Annotated in this window: 20 protein-coding genes; 10 read left to right on the top strand and 10 right to left on the bottom strand. The window is 73.1% G+C overall.

Features of this window, described 5'->3' with window-relative positions; translation table 11 throughout:
* Nucleotides 1–256 precede the first annotated feature (256 nt).
* The 4 genes from tilS (at nucleotide 257) to folE (ending at nucleotide 4859) form a co-directional block, all read left to right on the top strand.
* Nucleotides 257–1330 (top strand): tRNA lysidine(34) synthetase TilS, encoded by a 1074-nt coding sequence (gene tilS / locus ABZ457_RS13530; RefSeq protein ID WP_359157286.1) that lies wholly within the window; start codon nucleotides 257–259, stop codon nucleotides 1328–1330.
* Between the two features lie 40 nt (nucleotides 1331–1370).
* Nucleotides 1371–1910, top strand: coding sequence for a hypoxanthine phosphoribosyltransferase (gene hpt / locus ABZ457_RS13525; protein ID WP_037747325.1), 540 nt, complete (start codon nucleotides 1371–1373; stop codon nucleotides 1908–1910).
* 198 nt (nucleotides 1911–2108) lie between these two features.
* Entirely contained in the window at nucleotides 2109–4133 is a 2025-nt protein-coding gene (gene ftsH, locus ABZ457_RS13520) for an ATP-dependent zinc metalloprotease FtsH (protein WP_359157284.1), read from the top strand.
* A gap of 120 nt (nucleotides 4134–4253) precedes the next feature.
* Complete coding sequence (folE, locus tag ABZ457_RS13515) at nucleotides 4254–4859, top strand: GTP cyclohydrolase I FolE (protein ID WP_359157281.1); 606 nt, start codon at nucleotides 4254–4256, stop codon at nucleotides 4857–4859.
* Nucleotides 4860–4892: 33 nt separating this feature from the next.
* Here the strand turns inward: folE and ABZ457_RS13510 are convergent, their stop codons facing one another.
* The 7 genes from ABZ457_RS13510 to ABZ457_RS13480 all read right to left on the bottom strand — a co-directional run bounded on the left by ABZ457_RS13510 (nucleotide 4893) and on the right by ABZ457_RS13480 (nucleotide 11529).
* Nucleotides 4893–5384 (bottom strand): DUF3180 domain-containing protein, encoded by a 492-nt coding sequence (locus tag ABZ457_RS13510; protein WP_359157279.1) that lies wholly within the window; start codon nucleotides 5382–5384, stop codon nucleotides 4893–4895.
* A gap of 77 nt (nucleotides 5385–5461) precedes the next feature.
* Entirely contained in the window at nucleotides 5462–6061 is a 600-nt protein-coding gene (folK, locus tag ABZ457_RS13505) for a 2-amino-4-hydroxy-6-hydroxymethyldihydropteridine diphosphokinase (protein ID WP_359157276.1), read from the bottom strand.
* Nucleotides 6058–6417 (bottom strand): dihydroneopterin aldolase, encoded by a 360-nt coding sequence (gene folB, locus ABZ457_RS13500; protein WP_018850464.1) that lies wholly within the window; start codon nucleotides 6415–6417, stop codon nucleotides 6058–6060. Before folB ends, folK begins: the two co-directional genes overlap by 4 nt.
* 247 nt (nucleotides 6418–6664) lie before the next feature.
* Nucleotides 6665–7117, bottom strand: coding sequence for a nuclear transport factor 2 family protein (locus ABZ457_RS13495; protein ID WP_359157273.1), 453 nt, complete (start codon nucleotides 7115–7117; stop codon nucleotides 6665–6667).
* Nucleotides 7114–7971 (bottom strand): dihydropteroate synthase, encoded by an 858-nt coding sequence (gene folP / locus ABZ457_RS13490; protein WP_359157271.1) that lies wholly within the window; start codon nucleotides 7969–7971, stop codon nucleotides 7114–7116. Before folP ends, ABZ457_RS13495 begins: the two co-directional genes overlap by 4 nt.
* 47 nt (nucleotides 7972–8018) lie before the next feature.
* Nucleotides 8019–10037 carry a phosphatidylglycerol lysyltransferase domain-containing protein gene (locus ABZ457_RS13485; protein WP_359157268.1) on the bottom strand — a complete coding sequence of 673 codons (2019 nt, stop codon included), beginning with the start codon at nucleotides 10035–10037 and terminating at the stop codon, nucleotides 8019–8021.
* Nucleotides 10038–10383: 346 nt separating this feature from the next.
* The gene (locus ABZ457_RS13480; RefSeq protein ID WP_359157266.1) at nucleotides 10384–11529 is read right to left on the bottom strand and encodes a betaine/proline/choline family ABC transporter ATP-binding protein; all 1146 of its coding nucleotides are present in this window, start codon (nucleotides 11527–11529) and stop codon (nucleotides 10384–10386) included.
* A 138-nt stretch (nucleotides 11530–11667) separates the two neighbouring features.
* Here ABZ457_RS13480 and ABZ457_RS13475 point away from each other — a divergent pair, with 138 nt between their 5' ends.
* The 4 genes from ABZ457_RS13475 (at nucleotide 11668) to ABZ457_RS13460 (ending at nucleotide 15378) form a co-directional block, all read left to right on the top strand.
* On the top strand, nucleotides 11668–12402 hold the full coding sequence (locus ABZ457_RS13475) for an ABC transporter permease (RefSeq protein ID WP_359157264.1): 735 nt from the start codon (nucleotides 11668–11670) through the stop codon (nucleotides 12400–12402).
* On the top strand, nucleotides 12399–13106 hold the full coding sequence (locus tag ABZ457_RS13470) for an ABC transporter permease (RefSeq protein ID WP_359157262.1): 708 nt from the start codon (nucleotides 12399–12401) through the stop codon (nucleotides 13104–13106). The genes ABZ457_RS13475 and ABZ457_RS13470 overlap by 4 nt, the downstream gene beginning before the upstream one ends.
* A gap of 74 nt (nucleotides 13107–13180) precedes the next feature.
* A complete protein-coding gene (locus ABZ457_RS13465; protein WP_359157260.1) occupies nucleotides 13181–14161 on the top strand; it encodes an ABC transporter substrate-binding protein in 981 nt (326 codons plus the stop codon).
* Nucleotides 14162–14286: 125 nt separating this feature from the next.
* Nucleotides 14287–15378: a hypothetical protein gene (locus ABZ457_RS13460; RefSeq protein WP_359157258.1), complete on the top strand. Its 1092-nt coding sequence runs from the start codon at nucleotides 14287–14289 to the stop codon at nucleotides 15376–15378.
* Between the two features lie 267 nt (nucleotides 15379–15645).
* Here the strand turns inward: ABZ457_RS13460 and ABZ457_RS13455 are convergent, their stop codons facing one another.
* On the bottom strand, nucleotides 15646–16788 hold the full coding sequence (locus tag ABZ457_RS13455; protein WP_359157256.1) for an NADH-quinone oxidoreductase subunit D: 1143 nt from the start codon (nucleotides 16786–16788) through the stop codon (nucleotides 15646–15648).
* Nucleotides 16789–16918: 130 nt separating this feature from the next.
* Nucleotides 16919–17914, bottom strand: a complete 996-nt coding sequence (locus ABZ457_RS13450) for an SAM-dependent methyltransferase (RefSeq protein ID WP_359157394.1) — start codon at nucleotides 17912–17914, stop codon at nucleotides 16919–16921.
* Between the two features lie 98 nt (nucleotides 17915–18012).
* Between ABZ457_RS13450 and ABZ457_RS13445 the strand changes: the two genes are divergently transcribed.
* The gene (locus tag ABZ457_RS13445) at nucleotides 18013–19215 is read left to right on the top strand and encodes a sensor histidine kinase (RefSeq protein WP_359157253.1); all 1203 of its coding nucleotides are present in this window, start codon (nucleotides 18013–18015) and stop codon (nucleotides 19213–19215) included.
* 60 nt (nucleotides 19216–19275) lie between these two features.
* Nucleotides 19276–19953: a response regulator transcription factor gene (locus tag ABZ457_RS13440; protein ID WP_359157251.1), complete on the top strand. Its 678-nt coding sequence runs from the start codon at nucleotides 19276–19278 to the stop codon at nucleotides 19951–19953.
* An 18-nt stretch (nucleotides 19954–19971) separates the two neighbouring features.
* On the opposite strand, the gene ABZ457_RS13435 is transcribed toward ABZ457_RS13440, so the two are convergent.
* Complete coding sequence (locus ABZ457_RS13435; RefSeq protein ID WP_359157392.1) at nucleotides 19972–21081, bottom strand: DUF5937 family protein; 1110 nt, start codon at nucleotides 21079–21081, stop codon at nucleotides 19972–19974.
* Nucleotides 21082–21310: the final 229 nt, after the last annotated feature.

The following is a 21310-nucleotide window of genomic DNA, read 5'->3' as shown; positions in this document are numbered from 1 at the left end:
CGCACCGTGGAGCAGTGCCGGAAACGGCGGTCCGCCGATGGCACAGGAGCGGCACAGGAGCGGCACAGGAGCGCCCCTCCAATCACCCGTCCGAGGGACCGTGGGCGTTGGATAGGCGTGCAATGCTCGGGTATTGGCTCGGTTCTGTCACCATCGACGCACTCTGAGTGACCGATGCGAGCGGCCGGCCCCTCGGCCGGCCGCCTCCCGCCTCGGCCGAGACACCCCCTCCCGAACTCCACGAAGGGCACCGGACATGGGTCCCCATCCTGCGGTCGCGGCGATACGCCTGGCGGTCCGCCGCGTACTCCACGAAGTCCTCACCCAGCACGCCCGGCGGGCCGTGCAGGGCGCCTCGGCCGGCGCCTCCCGCCCCGCCGCCCCGGCCGCCTCCGCCACCGCACCCCCCGGCGGCGGCACCCCGCTCGTCCTCGTCGCCTGCTCCGGCGGCGCCGACTCCATGGCCCTCGCCTCCGCCCTCGCCTTCGAGGCCCCCAAACTCGCCGTCCGCGCCGGTGGCATCACCGTCGACCACGGCCTCCAGCACGGTTCCGACCTGCGCGCCGCCGAGGTCGTCGCCCGCCTCACCGCCATGGGCCTCGACCCCGTCGAGTCCGCCGCCGTGCGCGTCGGCCGCGAGGGCGGCCCCGAGGCCGCCGCCCGCGACGCCCGGTACGCCGCGCTCGACGAGGCCGCCGAACGCCTCGGCGCCGCCGCCGTCCTCCTCGGCCACACCCGCGACGACCAGGCCGAGACCGTCCTCCTCGGCCTCGCCCGCGGCTCCGGCATCCGCTCCCTGTCCGGGATGGCCGCCGTCTCGGGGGCGGCCGGCCGCTACCGCCGCCCCTTCCTCCAGCTCGACCGCCAGACCGCGCGCAAGGCGTGCATGGTCCAGTCCCTCCCCGTCTGGGACGACCCGCACAACTCCGACCCCGCCTACACCCGCTCCCGGCTCCGCCACGAGGGCCTGCCCGCCCTGGAGAAGGCGCTCGGCAAGGGGGTCGTCGAGGCCCTCGCCCGCACCGCCCAGCTCTCCCGCGACGACGCCGACGCCCTCGACGGCTGGGCCGCCGAGGCCGCCGCCACCGTGCGCGACGAGAACGGCGGCCTGGAGTGCGCCAAGCTCTTCGCGCTGCCGCCCGCCGTCCGCCGCCGGGTGCTGCGCCGGGCCGTCATCGACGCCGGCTCACCGGCCGGTTCCCTCTTCGCCCGCCACGTCGAGGAGGTCGACCGGCTGATCACCGGCTGGCGCGGCCAGCGGGCCATCAATCTGCCCGGCCGGGTCCAGGTCCACCGGCAGGGTGGCAGACTGGTCATTCGGCAAGGGTGAACCGCCGAGACAGAAAGCGACGCGGGTGAACGAGAAGGACATGGGCGACGACCTCCAGTCGGTGCTCATCACCAAGGAAGAGATCGACGCCAAGCTGGCAGAGCTGGCCGCGAAGATCGACGCGGAGTACGCGGGCAAGGACCTGCTCATCGTCGGAGTCCTCAAGGGCGCCGTGATGGTGATGGCGGACCTGGCGCGTGCGCTCGCCACCCCCGTCACGATGGACTGGATGGCCGTCTCCTCCTACGGAGCGGGCACGCAGTCCTCGGGTGTCGTGCGGATCCTCAAGGACCTCGACACCGACATCAAGGGCCGGCACGTCCTGATCGTCGAGGACATCATCGACTCCGGGCTGACGCTGTCGTGGCTGCTGGCCAACCTGGGATCGCGCGAACCCGCGTCCCTGGAGGTCTGCACCCTGCTGCGCAAGCCGGACGCGGCCAAGGTCGCGATCGACGTGAAGTGGGTCGGCTTCGACATCCCGAACGAGTTCGTCGTCGGCTACGGCCTCGACTACGCCGAGAAGTACCGCAACCTCCCGTTCGTCGGCACTCTCGCGCCGCACGTCTACGGAGGCTGAGGCCACAGGCACGCTGGGGAACCCAGCCCGCCTTTCCACCGTTGGTGCAAGGGAAGGCGGTCGCCTGTGACAATGCTGGGGTACCGTCCGAGGAACAGTTGTCTTTTCTCATAGCAGTCACATAAGCAGTCACACAAGAAGTCCCACTCAGCGGCAAACCTACGGGCAGGAGGGACGGGGCGTTCTCGCTCCGTATGGATGGACGTGAAGCGATACTTCCGTGGGCCGGTCATGTGGATCGTGCTGGCCGTCCTCGCCGTGGTCGTGCTGATGCAGGTCGTCGGCTCGTCCGGCGGCTACAAGACGGTGGACACCGGCGAGGTCGTCCAGGCGATCGACAGGAACCAGGTCAAGCAGGCAAAGCTGACCACTGGCGACGAGCAGATCATCAAGATCGAGCTCAAGGAGGGCCAGAAGGTAGACGGCGGCACCAAGGTGCAGGCCAGCTACATCGGCACCCAGGGCGTCGATCTGGCCGACAAGCTGCAGGAGAAGTTCGAGGCCGGTGAGATCGAGAAGGGCTACACGGTCTCGCCCGAGCGGCAGAGTCCGTTCCTCTCGGTGCTCCTCTCCCTGCTGCCCTTCGTCCTCATCGTCGTGGTGTTCCTCTTCCTGATGAACCAGATGCAGGGCGGCGGCTCCCGGGTCATGAACTTCGGGAAGTCCAAGGCCAAGCTCATCACCAAGGACACCCCCAAGACGACCTTCGCCGACGTGGCCGGGTCGGACGAGGCGGTCGAGGAGCTCCACGAGATCAAGGAGTTCCTCCAGGAGCCGGCGAAGTTCCAGGCCGTCGGCGCCAAGATCCCCAAGGGCGTGCTGCTCTACGGCCCGCCCGGCACCGGCAAGACCCTCCTCGCGCGCGCCGTCGCGGGCGAGGCCGGCGTGCCGTTCTACTCGATCTCCGGCTCCGACTTCGTCGAGATGTTCGTCGGCGTCGGCGCCTCCCGGGTCCGGGACCTCTTCGAGCAGGCCAAGGCGAACGCCCCGGCGATCGTCTTCGTCGACGAGATCGACGCCGTCGGCCGGCACCGCGGCGCGGGCCTCGGCGGCGGGCACGACGAGCGCGAGCAGACCCTCAACCAGCTCCTCGTCGAGATGGACGGGTTCGACGTGAAGGGCGGCGTCATCCTGATCGCCGCCACCAACCGCCCCGACATCCTCGACCCCGCGCTTCTGCGCCCGGGGCGTTTCGACCGGCAGATCGCCGTCGACCGTCCCGACATGCAGGGCCGGCTGGAGATCCTCAAGGTCCACCAGAAGGGCAAGCCGGTCGCCCCGGACGTCGACCTCGGCGCCGTCGCCCGCCGGACCCCCGGCTTCACCGGTGCCGACCTGTCGAACGTGCTCAACGAGGCCGCGCTCCTCACGGCGCGCACCGACAAGAAGCTGATCGACAACCACTCGCTGGACGAGGCGATCGACCGCGTCGTGGCGGGCCCGCAGAAGCGGACCCGGATCATGTCCGACAAGGAGAAGAAGATCACCGCGTACCACGAGGGCGGACACGCCCTGGTCGCGGCGGCCTCACCGAACTCCGACCCGGTCCACAAGATCACGATCCTGTCCCGCGGCCGGGCCCTCGGCTACACGATGGTGCTCCCGGACGAGGACAAGTACTCGACCACGCGCAACGAGATGCTCGACCAGCTCGCCTACATGCTGGGCGGCCGGGCCGCGGAGGAACTCGTCTTCCACGACCCGACCACCGGCGCGGCGAACGACATCGAGAAGGCGACGGCCACGGCCAGAGCTATGGTCACGCAGTACGGCATGACCGAGCGGCTCGGCGCCATCAAGTTCGGCGGCGACAACAGCGAGCCCTTCCTCGGCCGCGAGATGGCGCACCAGCGCGACTACTCGGAAGAGGTCGCCGCGCTGGTCGACGACGAGGTCAAGAAGCTCATCGAGGCCGCGCACAACGAGGCGTGGGAGATCCTCGTCGAGAACCGCGACGTCCTCGACAACCTCGTTCTCCAGCTCCTGGAGAAGGAGACGCTGGGCAAGGAGGAGATCGCCGAGATCTTTGCCCCGATCGTGAAGCGCCCGGCCCGCCCGGCGTGGACCGGTTCCTCCCGGCGCACCCCCTCCACCCGTCCGCCGGTGCTCTCCCCCAAGGAGCTCGCCCTGACGAACGGTGCGGCGAACGGCTCCGCCCCCTCGGTGACCGACATCACCAAGACCCCGGCCGAGCCCGTCGCGGAGGAGCGCCCCGAGGCGTGATCCCAGGTCGCGAGGCCGCCCCGGAATGACTGCCGCGTCCCCCAGGTTCTAGCCTGGGGGACGCGGCATTTCATATGACCTCATATGATCGCGGCCGGAGCACAGAGGAACGAGGCACAGATGACCGACCCGGTGACGCTGGACGGCGAGCGCTCGATCGCCGAGTTCGACGAGAAGCGGGCCGAGAACGCGGTACGCGAACTCCTCCTGGCCATCGGCGAGGACCCCGACCGCGAGGGGCTGCGCGAGACCCCGGCGCGGGTGGCGCGGGCGTACCGGGAGATCTTCGCGGGCCTGTGGCAGCAGCCGGAGGACGTGCTGACCACCACGTTCGACCTCGGACACGACGAGATGGTCCTCGTGAAGGACATCGAGGTCTACAGCACGTGTGAGCATCATCTGGTCCCCTTCCGGGGCGTGGCGCACGTCGGGTACATCCCGTCCACCACCGGCAAGATCACCGGGCTGTCGAAGCTGGCCCGGCTGGTGGACGTCTACGCCCGCCGCCCGCAGGTCCAGGAGCGGCTCACCACGCAGATCGCCGACTCGCTGATGGAGATCCTGGAGCCGCGCGGGGTGATCGTCGTCGTGGAGTGCGAGCACATGTGCATGTCGATGCGGGGCATCCGCAAGCCCGGCGCCAAGACCCTCACCTCGGCGGTCCGCGGTCAGCTTCGTGACGTGGCGACCCGCAACGAGGCGATGAGCCTGATCATGGCGCGCTGACCGGCGCGCCTGCGCCGGAGCAGGTGGACGGGGTCAGGTGGTCGGGGCCGTGGGGCCCGGGGTGTCGTCGTCGCTGTCGTCGGGGAGTTTGAGGACGCGCTCCAGGTAGAGGGCGGCGGCGACGACCGCGATGCCGGCGAGGACGGCGAAGCCGGCGTAGATGGCCTGGTCGCGGCGGGCCGGGATGTCGAGGGAGCCGAGCAGGAAGACGCCGGTGCCGCCGTACATGCCGCTGACCAGGGCGGCGACCAGGGCGCTGGCCTGGCCGAAGACCACGGCGCGGGCGGCCATCAGGGGCTCGACGCCCTTGGCGCCCGGGCGGCGTTCGCGCTGGGCCTTGAGGCGGTTGCGCAGGGAGAGGGCGGTGGCCGCGAGGACGGCGGCGATCACGCCGAGGACGACGGGCGCGGCCAGCGGCACGCTCGGCAGGGTCCCGAAGGAGTCCCAGAGGCGGGCGCCGCCCCAGGACAGGACGCCCGCCGCGGCGAACAGACCGGCCAGGACCCCGAGCCGTAGTTGCTTCACCGCGGCGAGCCGCCCTTCGTCGATCGGATGGCACCGGGGCTCGGCGCCCCGGTGATCGTTCCGTACGAGACTAACGACTACTCGGGCAGTCGCAGTTCCAGGTCGCCGCGGGCCTCGACGCCCTCGGCGCCGACGCCGGCCAGCAGGTCGGCCACCGGGCCGCGGCCGGGGAGCTGGGCCTCCGGCTGCACGTCGTGCCAGGGGGCGAGGACGAAGGCCCGCTCGTGGGCGCGCGGGTGGGGCAGGGTGAGGGCCGGGTCGTCGGAGACCACGTCCGCGTAGGAGACGATGTCCACGTCGATGGTGCGCGGTCCCCAGCGCTCCTCGCGGACGCGCTCGAACGCCTCCTCGATGGCCTGTCCCCGCTCCAGCAGGGAGGAGGGCGGCAGCGTCGTCCGGATCACGACCACCGCGTTGAAGTACGAGGGCTGGCTGTCCGGGTCGACGCCCCAGGGGCGGGTCTCGTAGACGGGGGAGACGGCCTTGACCCGCAGGCCGGGGGTGTCCTCCAGGAGGTCGACGGCGCCCTGGAGGGTCTCCAGGCGGTTGCCGAGGTTCGACCCGAGGGAGATCACGGCCTGCTTCGGGTTGGAGAGCGTGCTGTCGGCGGCGTCCACCTGGGCCACGACGGAGGTGGGCACCGGCTGCACGGTCGGGTCGCTGGCTGCCTGGTTCATACTCGGCTCCGGGTGATCGTGATGGTCACGTCGTCGAAGGGCACCGTGATCGGGGCGTCCGGCTTGTGCACCACCACCTCGACCTCCTCGACGCCGTCGTGCTTGAGGCACTGCCGGGCGATCCGCTCGGCCAGCGTCTCGATCAGGTCGACCGGTTCGCCCTCGACGACCGCGACGACCTCCTCCGCCACCACCCCGTAGTGCACGGTCTTCGCCAGGTCGTCGTCGGCCGCCGCCGGGCGGGTGTCCAGCCCCAGCACCAGGTCGACGATGAACGTCTGGCCCTCCTCCCGCTCCCGGGGGAAGACGCCATGGTGTCCACGGGCCTTGAGGCCGCGCAGCGCGACACGATCCACGCGAATCACTCCTGCTTTCTCTGCTGGCGGACGGGTCGCCCGCCACGTGCGGGTGGCGCGGACCCGCAGGCGAATCTACCCGCGGGTGCCGGTGGCCCCTGCGCACGGGGTGCTCGGCGGGGCTCCGTGCGGTGGAATCCGCGCATACCCGGGGGGAGGGCCGGGCGAACCTCCCGCTGGGCCCATACCCACTTACGGGGGGACTTACGAGGACACAGGGAGGCGGCCGGAGCCCTGTGCGCGGGGGCTACGCGGGGGTGTCCTCGTCCTCGTCGGAGTCGGTCTCCGCCAGGACGGGGGAGCCGTGGTGGGACCAGACCCGCCAGCCGTCGGGTGTGCGCCGGAACACATTGGTGGCCACCACGAGCTGGCCCACCAGGGGCCCCAGTTCGCCCGCCTCCTCGGCGGGGCCGCCGCTGAGGATGTTCTCGGTGCAGGTGACGAGCGCGGTGTCACCGGCGACGGACACCTTGACGTCGGTCAGGAAGAACTGGATGTACTCGGTGTTGGCCATGATCAGCGCATAGCTGCGCAGCACCTCGCCGCGGCCGCTGAGGACGGGCCAGCCCGGGTGGACGCAGGAGATGCCCTCGTCGAGCCACAGCTCGGAGAGCCGGTCGAAGTCCCCGCGTTCCATCGCCTCGTAGAAGGCGGTGTTGGCTTTCTCGACCTCCTCGGCGTCGCTCGCGCCGGGGCTCACCGGGCGCCCTCGACGGCGCGGGCGACGCGGACCGCGTCCGCGGTGGCCCGGACCTCGTGGACGCGGACGGCCCAGGCGCCCTCGTGGGCGGCGATGGCGGAGACCGCGGCGGTGGCGGCGTCCCGCTCCCGGGCGGGGGGCGCGGCGCCCTCCTTGGCGAGGACATGGCCGAGGAAGCGCTTCCGGGAGGCGGCGACGAGCAGCGGGCGGCCCAGGGCGCGCAGTTCGGCCAGGCCGGCGAGGAGGGCGAGGTCGTGCTCGGCGCTCTTGGCGAAGCCGAGCCCGGGGTCGACGACGAGCCGTTCGGGGGCGATGCCGCCGGCCACGACGGCGTCGATCCGGTCGCGCAGTTCGGCGGTGACCTCGGCGAGGACGTCCCCGTACACGGCGCGGCTGTTCATGTCGGCGCTGAAGCCGCGCCAGTGCATGACGACGAAGGGGGCTCCGCAGCCGGCGACCGCGGGCACCATCCGGGGGTCGGCGAGGCCCCCGCTGACGTCGTTGACGAGGACGGCCCCGGCGGCGACGGCCTGCTCGGCGACGGAGGCGCGCATGGTGTCCACCGAGACGACGACCCCCTCGGCGGCGAGGCCGCGTACGACGGGGACGACCCGGCGCAGCTCCTCGGCCTCGTCGACGCGGGTGGCGCCGGGCCGGGTGGACTCGCCGCCGACGTCGACGAGGTCGGCGCCCTGGGCGACCAGGTCCAGCCCGCGCTTGACCGCCGCGCCGGTGTCGAACCAGCGGCCTCCGTCGGAGAAGGAGTCGGGCGTCACATTGACCACGCCCATGACCGCACAGCGGTCCCACTCCGGCAGGCCGCTGGCCGTGCCCCGTCCGCGCAAGGTCTTCATGTCTCCAGCCTAGGTGGTGCGGGGGCGCGCGGGAGGCGCGCGGTGTCTCAGGCCGCGCGGGTGCGCCGGGAGCCGGGGCCGGACCCTGCCGGGCCGTCCAGGCGGGTGAGGTGGGCGCAGGGCCGGGCGGGCCGGGGCGGGCGGCGGTGGGCGAACGGCCTCGGGAAGGAGACGTTCACGAAGCCCTCGGCGCGCATCGCGGCCAGTCCGATGCGGGGCAGGTCCCGGGTGCTGCGGAAGACGACGAAGCGGGGCTCCCAGCGGGGCCGGAACTTGGCGTTGAAGCGGTAGAGCGACTCGATCTGGAACCAGCGGGAGAGGAAGACCAGCAGGCCCCGCCAGAGCCGCAGCACCGGTCCGGCGCCGAGCCGTTCGCCGCGGGCGAGGGCGGAGCGGAACATGGCGAAGTTCAGCGAGACACGGGTGACGCCGAGGGCGGGGGCGGCCTTCAGGGCGGCGGTGATCAGGAGTTCGTTCATACCGGGGTCGGCGGAGCGGTCCCGGCGCATCAGCTCCAGGGACATCCCGTCGGGGCCCCAGGGGACGAAGTGGATGACCGCCTTCAGGTCGCCGTGGGGGCTGTGGGAGCCCTGCGGGCCGTGGTGACCGCGGGGGCCGGGCGGGCGGTGCGGTCCGTGCGGTCCGTCGTCGTCGGAGCGGTGCGCGGTGGCGATGACCGCGTCCCCGTCGGCCGGGTCGCCGATCCGGCCGAGGGCCATCGAGAAGCCGCGTTCGGTGTCGGTGCCCCGCCAGTCGGCGGCGGCGCGGCGGATGCGCTCCAGTTCGTCAGCGGGCACGTCCCGGGCGCGGCGGACGCGGGTGGAGTACCCGCCGCGCTCGATGCGGCCGACCATCTGCCGCACGTTGCGCATCGCGCGCCCGGACAGGGAGAAATCCGCGACGTCCACCACCGCCTCGTCGCCCAGTTCCAGGGCGTCGAGCCCGGTCTCGCGGGTCCAGACCTCGCCGCCGGTCTCGGAGCAGCCCATCACCGCGGGGGTCCAGGAGTGGGCGCGGGCCTCGTCCATGAAGCGTTCGATCGCGCCGGGCCAGGCCTCGACGTCCCCGATGGGGTCGCCGCTCGCGAGCATCACCCCGGACACCACGCGGTAGCAGACGGCGGCCTTGCCGCTGGGCGAGAAGACGACGGCCTTGTCGCGGCGGAGGGCGAAGTGGCCGAGGGAGTCGCGGCCGCCGTGCGCGGCGAGGAGTTCCCGCAGCCGGCGCTCGTCGTCCCCGGTGAGGCGGGCGGCGGGGTGTTCGGGGCGGAAGGCGAGGTGGATGGTGGTGACGGCGGTCAGCAGGCCGAGGGCGCCGAGGGAGTAGGCCACGGTCCAGGAGACGTTGCCGGTCCAGCGCAGCGGCCCCTCGAAGCCGAAGAGGCCCAGCAGGACGTGTTCCAGGCGGTCGGTGAGGCCGGGGTTGCCCACGACCCGGCCGGGGTGGGTGCTGACGAGCAGCAGGCCGAGACCGAGGGAACCGGCGCCCATCGAGACGAAGTTGGCCAGCGCGCGCCAGCGGCTGCGCGGGTCGGGCAGGGCGGCGAACTGGTCGCGGTGGCGCAGCAGCAGCCAGAGCAGGGTCAGGGAGAACAGGACGCCGAGGGCCGAGTGCCGGTAGGCGAACTGGGCGACGGCGCCCGCGGGCAGCAGGATGACGGCGGCCCGCCAGGCGCGGCGCTTGCGGCGTTTGATGCCGTGCGCGAGGAGGAGCAGCAGGACGCCGGCGCTGAGGGAGAGGGCGGCGGCGAAGGGGCCGAGCGCCCCGGGCAGCACCTCGGCGACGGTGTGCATCCGGCTGTGCCGGAAGCGGGGGAAGACGCCCGCGGCGATGTCGAGCAGGCCGACGACGGTGCAGGCGGTGCCGACGAGGGCCGGGACCGCCTCGGGGCGGGGGCCGCGCAGCAGGCGGCGCAGGGCGGCGGGGACGCGCCGGGGCGCGCCCGCCCGCGGGGTGCCGGGTCCTGGGGCGCCGGCAGGCCGCGCGGGCGTCGGCCGCGCAGACGCCGGCTTCGCCGGGTCCGGCTTCTTCGATGGTGAGGTGTCCCCGCCTGGCGTCGCTGACATCGCTTCCCGTGACCGTGGATGAGATCCTGCGCCCGGTCCCTCGGATCGTGCGGTCCGGGCGATGTGCGCCCTCTATGACGGGGCTTGGCGGGGGCCGGTTCCTCCGCAACCGGGAAATTCTCGGCGAAGGCGACGGGGTGGTTCCGGTTCCGCTTCGCCCTCCGGGGGTGGTTCAGGGGGCGGTCCGGTTCGGGACGGGGCCCGGTTCCGGTCCGCGCCTCCGGTCCCGGTCCGGTTCGGGACGGGGCCCGGTCCCGGTCCGGTTCCCGCTCGCGGCCCGGCCCGGTCCGTGCGGCTCCGGGCCCGGCCGGTCCGGCCCGGTTGATGCGGCCCGGCCCGGAACCGGTCAGTCCTTGGTGACGGACTCCAGCCGCACGTCCGCCCGCGCCACGTCCTGCGCGTCCGCGTCGATGGACCGGCGCAGGGCCGTGTGCAGACGGGCGGGGGTCAGCACCCCGAGGAAACGGTCCTCCGCCTCGGGGTCGACCACGGCGACCCAGCCCGCGTCGTGCTGGAGCATCGTGGAGAACGCCTGCTTGAGGGAGGCCCCGACCGGGAGCCGGGCGTCCATGCGGCGGGCGCGGTCGCGCACCGTGCCGGTGCCGCGGGCCTGTCCGGCGGAGATCCAGCCGTGCAGCCCGCCCTCGGCGTCCAGGACCACGGCCCAGCGGGCGTCGAGCGAGCGCGGCAGGGGGTCGTCCAGGCGCAGGACCGGGGGCTGTTCGAGGTCACCCTCCTCGACGGGGGTGACCGAGAGCCGCTTGAGGCCGCGGTCCGCGCCGACGAAGTCGGCCACATAGTCGGTGGCGGGGGCGCCGAGGACGGTGGCGGGGGCGTCGAACTGCTCGATGCGGCCGTCGCCGTAGACGGCGATCCGGTCGCCGAGCCGGACGGCCTCCTCGATGTCGTGGGTGACGAAGAGGATGGTCTTGCGCACCTGGGACTGGAGTTTCAGGAACTCGTTCTGCAGGTGCTCGCGCACCACCGGGTCGACCGCGCCGAAGGGTTCGTCCATCAGCAGCACGGGCGGGTCCGCGGCGAGGGCGCGGGCGACGCCGACGCGCTGGCGCTGGCCGCCGGAGAGCTGGTCGGGGTAGCGGTCGCCGTACACGGACGGGTCGAGGCCGACGAGTTCGAGGAGTTCGGCGGCGCGGGCCCGGGCCCCCGCGCGGCCGGTGCCGAGGAGGTGCGGGACGGTGGCGGTGTTGTCGAGGACCGTCTTGTGCGGGAAGAGGCCGACCTGCTGGATGACGTAGCCGATGCTGCGGCGGAGTTTCACCGGGTCGACTTCGGCGATGTCGCGTCCGTCGACGAATATGCGCCCCTCGGTCGGTTCTATGAGGCGGTTGACCATCTTCATGGTGGTGGTCTTGCCGCAGCCCGAGGGGCCGACCAGCGTGACCAGTTCGCCCTCGGCGACTTCGAAGGACAGGTCGTCGACAGCCGTGGTGCCGTCCGCGTACCGCTTGGTGACGTGCTCGAACCGGATCATGACTCCCCATTCTGACGGCAGTGCGGCGCTGGTGGACCGGTCGGCGTGTGAAGGCCGTGTTGCCGGACTGTGGTGGCCCTCGGCGATTGTCAGTGGCCGGGGTTAGGCTCGCAGGAGATCGCCGGACATGTGTTCGGCATGCGTCGGGAATTCCGGGGGGAGGTGGGGAGGGTGGCACTGCGACGGGCCGCGGACGGCTGTCTCGTGGCGAACGACTGGATCTGCGGCGAGTATCTGCGCAGCCGGAGCGAGGAGCTGACCGAGGCGACGGTCCAGCACGTCTGGATCACGGTCGTCTCGGTGCTGATCGGCCTCGCCGTCGCGCTGCCCCTCGCCCTGCTGGTGCGGGCCCGGCCGGGGTTCTCCGGCCCGGTGCTCGGGCTGACGACCCTGCTCTACACGATCCCGTCGCTGGCCATGTTCTCGCTGCTGCTGCCGCTGTTCGGGCTGTCGGCGGCGCTGGTGGTCACCGGACTGGTGCTCTACTCCCTCACCATCCTGGTGCGGAACATCCTGGCCGGTCTTGAGGCGGTGCCCGCCGAGGCGCGCGAGGCCGCCCGCGGCATGGGGTACGGCCCGGTGCGGCTGCTCGTCGAGGTCGAACTGCCGCTGGCACTGCCCGCGCTGATGGCCGGGGTGCGGATCGCCACGGTGTCGACGATCGCGCTCACCACGGTCGGCGCCCTGGTGGGCAAGGGCGGGCTCGGCAACCTCATCGACGACGGGCTCCAGACCACCTTCAAGGCACAGGTGCTGACCGCGTCCGTGCTGTGCGTGCTGCTGGCCGCCGTCGCGGATCTGCTGCTCCTGGGTGCGCAGCGGCTGCTCACCCCCTGGACCCGAATACGCGCGGTGGAGGCGAGGGCCCGATGAGCGTCCCGGCCGATGCGTGGACCTGGCTGACCACGGGCTCCAACTGGTCCGGGGACGGCGGGGCCTGGCAGCGGCTGGGGGAGCATGTCTTCGTCAGCGGCGTATCCCTGGTGGTGGCCTGCGCCATCGCGCTGCCCATAGCCCTGTGGCTGGGGCATCTGGGCAAGGGCGGCGCGCTCGCGGTCAACATCTCCAACGCGGGCCGGGCGATCCCGGTGTTCGCGGTGCTCGCCCTGTTCATGCTCACACCGCTGCGCAGCGCGGGCTATCTGCCGACGATCATCGCCCTGGTCCTCTTCGCCGTGCCGCCGCTGCTGACCAACGCGTACACCGGGATGCGGGAGGTGGACCGGGCGGTGGTGGAGGCCGCGCGGGGGATGGGCATGTCGGGGGGCCAGGTCTTCCTGCGGGTCGAACTGCCGCTGGCGTACCCGCTGCTGATGACCGGGCTGCGGTCGGCCGCCGTGCAGGTGGTCGCCACGGCGACGATCGCCTCGATGGTGGGGCAGGGGGGCCTGGGCCGGATCATCACGGCGGGGTTCAACACCTACGACACCGCGCAGGTGGTGGCGGGCGCGCTGCTGGCGGCGCTGCTCGCGCTGCTGGTGGAGGGGGTGCTGATCGCCGCGGACCGGGCCTTCGGCCCGCTGCGCCGGCGGGGCACCGGGGGCCGGGCGGGGCGGGCGCCCGCCGTGGCCCGCTGACGGACTGTTCGCTGTATTGGCCGCACGGCTGTATCGGTTGCACGGCTGTATCGATCGCATGGACGGAGAACCTGATGAGCAAGACCTCGCGCATCGCGGGCGCGGTACTCGGTGTGGTGGCCCTCGCGGGTTCTCTCACCGCGTGCGGCGGCGACAGCCTGGAGCAGCAGGAGGGCGGCGGTTCCGGGTCGGCCGGCTCGGGCGGCGGCAAGGGCACCCTGGTCGTCGGCGCCGCGGCCTTCACGGAGTCCAAGGTCCTCGCCGAGCTGTACGCGCAGCTTCTGAACGACGCCGGCTGGAAGACCTCGGTCACCACGGTCAAGAACCGCGAACTGTACGAACCGGCCCTGGAGAAGGGCGAGATAGACATCGTCCCGGAATACGCGGCGACGCTCGCCGAATTCCTCAACGCGAAGGTGAACGGCCCGAAGGCCCCCGAGGAGAAGCCCGTCGCCTCCAGTGATGTGGACGCCACGGTCAAGGGGCTGACCGCGCTCGCCGAGCCGCTCGGTCTGAAGGTGCTGGACGCGGGCGGCGCCGTCGACCAGAACGCCTTCGCCACCTCCCGTGAATTCGCCGAGAAGAACAAGCTCAAGACCCTTTCGGATCTCGGGAAGTCGAAGATCTCGGTGAAGATCGCGGCGGGCGACGAGTGCGAGGTGCGGCCGTTCTGCGCGCCCGGCCTGAAGAAGACGTACGGCATCGACGTCGCCGGTATCGACCCCAAGGGCGTGGGCACCCCGCAGGCCAAGCAGGCCGTGCAGGACGGGGAGGACCAGCTCGTCCTGACCACCACGACCGACGCCACCCTGGAGAGCTTCGACCTCGTTCTGCTGGAGGACGACAAGAAGCTCCAGAACGCGGACAACGTCCTGCCCGTCGTCAATGCGAAGGACGCCGGCGACAAGGAGATAGCCGAGGTCCTCGGGGGCCTGACCAAGGTCCTGACCACCGAGGACCTGGCCGGACTGAACCGCAAGGTCGACGCCGAGCGCGCCAAGCCGCAGGACGCGGCCCGGGAGTATCTCGTCGCCAAGGGGCTGATCAAGAAGTAAAAGGGGCCGTTCGAGAAGGAAGGGGACAGGCGGCCCGGCGGAGCCGGAGACGGTTTCCCGTTCTCGTCCAGAGATTTGCCAGGCCGACACCCCATTCCGCGCCTACGCACGGTAAATTTCGGGCCATGCCACGAGGACGCCACCGCCATTCCCCGCCCTTGCACAAGCTGCTGCCGCCCTCGGCGGTCGCCGGAGCGTCGGTGCTGTGCGCTGCCGGCGCGTGGCTGGCCGGGGACGCGGTGGTGCTGCGCCTGCTGGTCGCGGCCGCCGCCGGGGCCGCCGTCACCGGCGCGGTCCTGATGCGCAGCTGGGACCGGAGCGCGGGCCGCCGCGTCGCGGAGCTCACCCGCGCCCGGGCCAGCGACCAGTGGAAGACCGAGGAGCGCATAGCCGAACTCGAGGCGGACATCGACGAGTCGCGCGAGCTGCGCATGAAGCTGGACGCCAAGCTGCGGGCCAAGCGCGTCGAACTCGCCGGGCTGCGCGGGGAGCACGCCGCCCTGCTGCGCCGGTACGCGACCGCCGAGACCGAGCGGGCCAGCGCGCTGGAGGGCCGTCGGCAGCTCGCCATCGAGGCCGCCGCCCCCGCCCGGGAGCTGACCGCCGGGTCCGCGCCGACGGCGTCCCTGTTCGCCCGTGCGGCCGAGGCCCTGCGGGACCTCCCGCGCAACGCCGCGGCCCAGGAGGCCCGGCGCACCGTCGAGGAGGCACGCGCCCGTGACCTCGCCGAGCGGTCCCGGGAGGCGGAGGAGCCCCAGGGGAAGCACGCGGCGGGCACCGGGGCCGAGGAGCGCGTCCGCCCGGCGTCCGCCCTCCCCGCCCGGCGGCCCGTCCCGGCGGCCTCGGCCATCGTCCCCTACGGCGCGCAGCGTTCCCGGGTGAAGCGCCCCGAGGGCGGTTTCGACTTCTTCGGCACGGGCGGCGCGGACGGTGCGGCCGGTGCCGCGTCCGGCGCCCCGGCGGAGGCCGCCGACGCGGCGCCCGCGGAGCAGCCCACCCGGGCCCGCCGTGCCCCGGAGGCCCTGCCCGCCGCACGCCCCGAGCCGAAGGCCATCGAGGCGGTGCAGGACGAGGACCTGGCCGACGTGGTGGGCGAGGAGACCCTCGCCGCGGTGCGTGCCAAGGACTCCCGCGCGGTCGGCAAGGTCATCGACCTGACCGCGCACGACGAGACGGAGCAGCTGGACGTGGCCCGGCTGCGCAACGCGGTCTCGTGACGGGAGCTGCGGTCCGGGCGCCCGGTCTAGGAGGTGTCCGGTGGATCTTGGCCGGGGCCACGACGCCTGGCACGGCACCTCGCCGCGTTGCCGCAATGCCTGAATAGCTCCGCTATGAAGGCCTCCCGGCGCCTTGCGATCCACCGCACCAGACGCCGCGTCCTGTCCGGCCCTGATCCGCCGGACACCTCCTCGTGCCGCCGCCCGGCCCGCGGCACCGGCAGTGGTGGACGGATCACCGGACGGGCGCCCCGCGGGGCGCCCGCGTCATTTGTCGATGTCGCCGACGACGAAGAAGAGCGACCCCAGGATGGCCACCATGTCGGCGACCAGGGTCCCCGGCAGCAGCACCGTCAGCGCCTGGATGTTGTTGTACGAGGCCGAGCGCAGCTTCAGCCGGTACGGGGTCTTCTCGCCCTTGGAGACCAGGTAGTAGCCGTTGATCCCGAGCGGGTTCTCGGTCCACGCGTAGGTGTGCCCCTCGGGCGCCTTGAGCACCTTGGGCAGCCGCTGGTTGACCGGTCCGGGCGGCAGGGCGGCGATCCGGTCCAGGCACGCGTCCGCCAGGTCCAGGGCGTTGTGCGTCTGCTCCAGCAGCACCTCGAACCGGGCCAGGCAGTCCCCCTCGGACCGGGTGACGACCTTCAGGGTGTCCCGCAGCTCCCCGTACGCGAGGTACGGCTCGTCCCGCCGAAGATCGAAGTCGACGCCCGAGGCGCGCGCCACCGGGCCGCTCACCCCGTACGCGTGCACCGCCTCCGGCGCCAGCACGCCGACGCCCCGGGTGCGGCCCCGGAAGATCTCGTTCCCGAGGACCAGCCGGTCGTAGACGTCCATCCGCGAGCGGACGTCGGCGACGGTGGCGCGGGTACGGCCGAGCCAGCCGGCGGGCAGGTCCTCCTTGAGGCCCCCGACCCGGTTGAACATGTAGTGCATCCGCCCGCCGGAGATCTCCTCCATGACGTGCTGGAGCTCCTCCCGTTCCCGGAAGGCGTGGAACACCGGGGTGATACCGCCGAGTTCGAGGGGGTAGGACCCCAGGAACATCAGGTGGTTGAGCACGCGGTTCAGCTCGGCGAGGAGGGTGCGCGTCCACACCGCCCGCTCCGGGACCTCCATGCCGAGCATCCGCTCGACGGCCATGACCACGCCCAGCTCGTTGGAGAACGCGGACAGCCAGTCGTGGCGGTTGGCCAGCATCACGATCTGGCGGTAGTCGCGCGCCTCGAAGAGCTTCTCGGCGCCGCGGTGCATGTATCCGACGACCGGTTCGGCGTGCCGGATCCGCTCGCCGTCCAGAACGAGCCGCAGGCGCAGCACCCCGTGTGTGGAGGGGTGCTGGGGGCCGATGTTGAGCACCATGTCCGTGCTCTCCGCCGCACCGCCGATGCCGACCGTGGTCTCCGTCATACGGCCCAGTCTGTCAGAGCACGGTAGCCCGGACGTATCCCGGCCGGAGCCCGCCGCCGGGTGCCACGGGCCGCGTCAGCCACCGTCAGCCACCGGAACCGGAGCCCGCCGCCGGGGCCCACCGGCCGGGTCAGCCACCGGGACCGGAACCGGGGCCGCCGGGCCCCGCCGGCTGCATCAGCCACAGGAAGTCGCCGAGACCGCCCCGGGCCGTCAGCTCCGCCGCCTCGCCCGCGCGGGCCAGCGCCCGGACGTACCCGGCCGGGTCGGCCGAGGCGAGGGAGAGCGGGGGCCGCTCGCCCGTCACCCCCAGCTCCCGCAGCGCCTCCCGCTGGGTCACCAGCCGCGCGCCCGGGCCCGCGCAGGAGTCCAGGGCGACATGCGCCGTGAGGTCGCACGTCCCGTCCGGGACCGGGCGCACCTCGCGGCCGTCCCGGAACCCGGTCAGCGTGCCGAACGGGGGCCGCGCGACGGCGGTGTGCGCGTAGTCCACGGCCACCGCCAGCCCGGCCGCCAGGGACCCGGCCGCCCGGGCCCACGCCTCGTCGCGCGGCCGGCCGATCTCCGCCCGCGACCCCGGACCGGCCGGCGGCCACCAGCGGTCCAGCCAGGCCGCGTCCGCCCCGTCGACCTCCCCGCCCAGGCGCTCCTCGCCGTCCCGGTCCACCAGCACGCGCCGGCGCCGGCCGTCCTCGTCGACCTCGGCGACGTCCACGGGCACGTTGTCCAGCCACTCGTTCGCGAAGAGGAGCCCGCTCCCGCCGCGGGGGATCTCCGTGTGCCAGGCGATCCGCGGGTCGAGCCCGCCCGGGCGGGCGGCCCGCTCCACGGCGTGGGCGCGCACCCGGAAGCCGGGCGGCAGCGCGGCGAGCACCCCGGTGAGCAGTTCGCCCCGCCCGGCGCCGACGTCGATCAGGGCGGGCTCGTCGAGGCCGTGCTCCCCGGCGGTCGCGACCAGCAGCCGGGCGACGGCGGAGGCGAAGAGTCCGGAGCCCTGCCGCGAGACGTGGACGGAGGTCCGGAAGTGTCCGGCGGGTCCTTCGGGCCGGTGGTAGAAGCCTCCGGGCCCGTACAGCGCGGCCTCCGCCGCGGCCCGCCAGCCGGCCGTCCCGTCCGTCGCATGCATCACGCACACAGTCTCCACCTTGGGGAGTACGCGTCCGAGAGACGGATCGCCCCTCCGGTTGACTCCGGCACCTATCCGCTGTCCCTACGCTTGGTTGCGTGCAGCGCCTCTACGACTTCATCCGCAGACACCCGACGGGCACCGACACCTTCTGGGCCGTCGCGCTCCTCGGGTTCACCCTGCTGTCGGTGGTCGGGGGACCGGATGCCACCACCGGCGACCGGTGGGCCGCCGCCGGGATCGCCGCGCTGCTGAGCACCGTCGTGGCCCTGCGCCGCCGGATGCCGGAGCGGATGCTGGTGCTCACCGCCGTGCTGGGTGTGGCCCAACTGGTGCTGGACATCGAGGTGATGCCGGCCGACTTCGCGATGCTGGTGATCATCTACACCGTGGCGGCGCACGGCGGGCCGCGCTGGGCGTCCCGGCTGGCCCTGGTCGGCGGGATCTGCGCGGCGCCGCTGGCGCAGATCCGCTGGACGCTGGAGGAGACCGGCCGCGGGGGCCAGGTCTTCTTCGCCATCGTGATGAGCGTGCCGTTCGTGCTCGCCTGGGTCCTCGGCGACTCGATACGCACCCGGCGGGCCTACTTCGCCCAGCTGGAGGAGCGTGCCACCCGGCTGGAGAAGGAGCGCGAGGCGCAGGCGAAGGTCGCGGTGGCGGCCGAGCGCGCCCGGATCGCCCGGGAGCTGCACGACGTCGTCGCGCACAACGTGTCCGTCATGGTCGTCCAGGCCGACGGCGCCGCCTATGTCCTGGACGCCGCCCCCGACCAGGCCAAGCAGGCCCTGGAGACCATTTCCAGTACCGGCCGCCAGGCCCTCGCCGAGATGCGCCGCCTGCTGGGCGTGCTGCGCACCGGCGACGGCCCGGAGAACGGGGAGTACGTCCCCCAGCCCGACGTACGGCAGATCGAGGACCTGGTCGAGAAGGTCCGCGAGGCCGGTCTCGCGGTCGACTTCCGGGTCGAGGGGACACCGCGTCCGCTGCCGAGCGGGGTGGAGCTCACCGCCTACCGCATCGTGCAGGAGGCGCTGACCAACACCCGCAAGCACGGCGGCCCGGAGGCGGGCGTCAGCGTCCGGCTCGTCTACTTCGACGACGGGCTGGGCCTGCTGGTCGAGGACGACGGCCGCGGCTCCTCGCACGAGCTGTACGAGGACGGCGGCGCGGACGGCCGCGGCCACGGCCTCATCGGCATGCGGGAGCGGGTGGGCATGGTCGGCGGCACCCTGGACGCGGGGCCGCGGCCGGGCGGAGGCTTCCGTATCAGCGCCCTGCTGCCCCTGAAACCCGCGAACTGACCCCGCCCGGCCGCGCGGGCACCGCTCGCCCCCGAACCGAGAGAACGAGGACCGACCGTGATGTCCATCCGTGTGATGCTCGTCGACGACCAGGTGCTGCTGCGCACCGGCTTCCGCATGGTGCTCGCCGCCCAGCCGGACATGGAGGTCGTCGCCGAGGCCGGTGACGGCGCCGAGGCCATCGAGATCCTGCGCTCCACCGCGGTGGACGTGGTGCTGATGGACGTCCGCATGCCCCGGCTGGACGGGGTGGAGGCCACCCGCCGGATCTGTGCCGCGCCCAACCCGCCGAAGGTCCTCATCCTGACCACCTTCGACCTCGACGAGTACGCGTTCTCCGGGCTCAAGGCGGGCGCCAGCGGCTTCATGCTCAAGGACGTGCCGCCGGGCGAGCTGCTCGGCGCGATCCGGTCCGTGCACAGCGGCGACGCGGTCGTCGCGCCGTCCACCACCCGCCGGCTGCTGGACCGCTTCTCGCCGATGCTGCCCAGCTCGGGCCAGGAACCGGAGCACAAGGAACTGAGCCGGCTGACCGAGCGGGAGCGCGAGGTGATGCTCCTCGTCGCCCAGGGCCTGTCGAACGGCGAGATCGCGGCCCGGCTGGTGCTCTCGGAGGCCACGGTGAAGACCCATGTGGGCCGCATCCTCACCAAGCTCTCCCTGCGCGACCGCGTCCAGGTGGTCGTCCTCGCGTACGAGACCGGGCTGGTCCGGGCGGGCGGCGGCGGGGCGCGCTGAGCCCTCGCCGGGGGTGTCTCAGCGCAGGACGGTCTCCAGGAAGTCGCTGCCGATCCGCGCGACGGCGGTCACGTCCAGCTGATGGAGCACATAGCGGCCCCGGCGGCGGGTGGTCACCAGGCTCGCCTTCTTCAGTACGGACACGTGCCGGGACACCTCGGGCGCGGTGATGCCGCAGGTCTCCGCCAGCTCGCTGGTGGTGTACGCGGCGCGGGCGAGGTGGCGGCAGAGCCGCATCCGCATCGGGTGCGCCAGCGCCTCCATCCGCAGCTGGAGCAGCTCCACCTGGCCCGGCTCCGGCACCCCCGGTGAGGCGACCGGGTAGTGGATCACCGGACGCCAGCCCGGGGCGTGCAGCACCATCAGATGCGGCCAGCCGAACGCGGACGGGACGAGGGTGAGACCGGCCCCGGCGGCCGGGTCCACGGCCGTGGCCCGGGCCTGGGACAGCTTGTCCACGCTCAGCACGGTGTGCGCCTCGTCCACGGTGAGCGCGGGGGAGACGGCGTGCAGGGTCTCGGTGAGGCCCTTGCGGCGCAGCAGCTCCGTCTTGTGGCGGGCGTCCGCGGTGAGCTGGGGCGAGACGCGCCGCCAGGTGTCGGCGAAGAACGCCTCGTCGCAGTCCTCGCACAGACGGCGGACCCAGGCGCGGACGGCCGGCGGGTCGTCCAGGAGCCGCCGGGTGAAGTCCACCTGGCGCGGCCCCCGGGTCGCGGCCAGGTCCAGCGCCCGGTCCCGGCGCACCGGGTCGCTCAGCGGGGACGGCCCGCCGTTCGCGTACGCGGCCGCGCAGGTGAACTCCAGCGCGGCGGAGACGAAGCGCTCGTCGTCGAGCCGGTCCAGGAGGTCCAGGTCCTCGGCGAGGGTGGCGCCGGGGCGGTCGACCCCCGCGAGCCCCGCGAACGGCAGGAACACGTCCGAGAACGTGGTCCGCCACAGGAAGTCCGCCTCGTGCATCCGGTCGGCGAGGTCCGGCTTGAGCGCGGCGGCGGTGGCCGTGGCCCAGCCGTGCAGCCCGGGGTGGTGCCCGGCCTCGTCCAGCGCGTGCAGCGCGACGCCCAGTTCGGCCAGGGGGGACACGTCGAAGACGATCCGCTCGGGAGGCAGCCCCGCGATCTCGATGTTCACACTCACGCCGTCCATGGTGCGGGTCGCGGCGCGGCGGCCGGGCGCCGTTTGACGATGCCCGTCAATCGGGACGACGCGGCGGGGCGGGCGGGCGCAGCGTGAGGGGCGTGAACGCGACGCAGCAGCACCTCCTCGACACCTACCGCGCGACCCGCACGGGCACCCCGCCGCCCCCGCCCCCGGGCCGCCACGACGCGCGGACCCTGCGGGAACGGTGGTCCGCGGCGCG

It is taken from the genome of Streptomyces sp. NPDC005805 (genome assembly GCF_040630445.1).
GTDB lineage: Bacteria > Actinomycetota > Actinomycetes > Streptomycetales > Streptomycetaceae > Streptomyces.
This window is presented reverse-complemented; position numbering and strand designations above follow the sequence as displayed.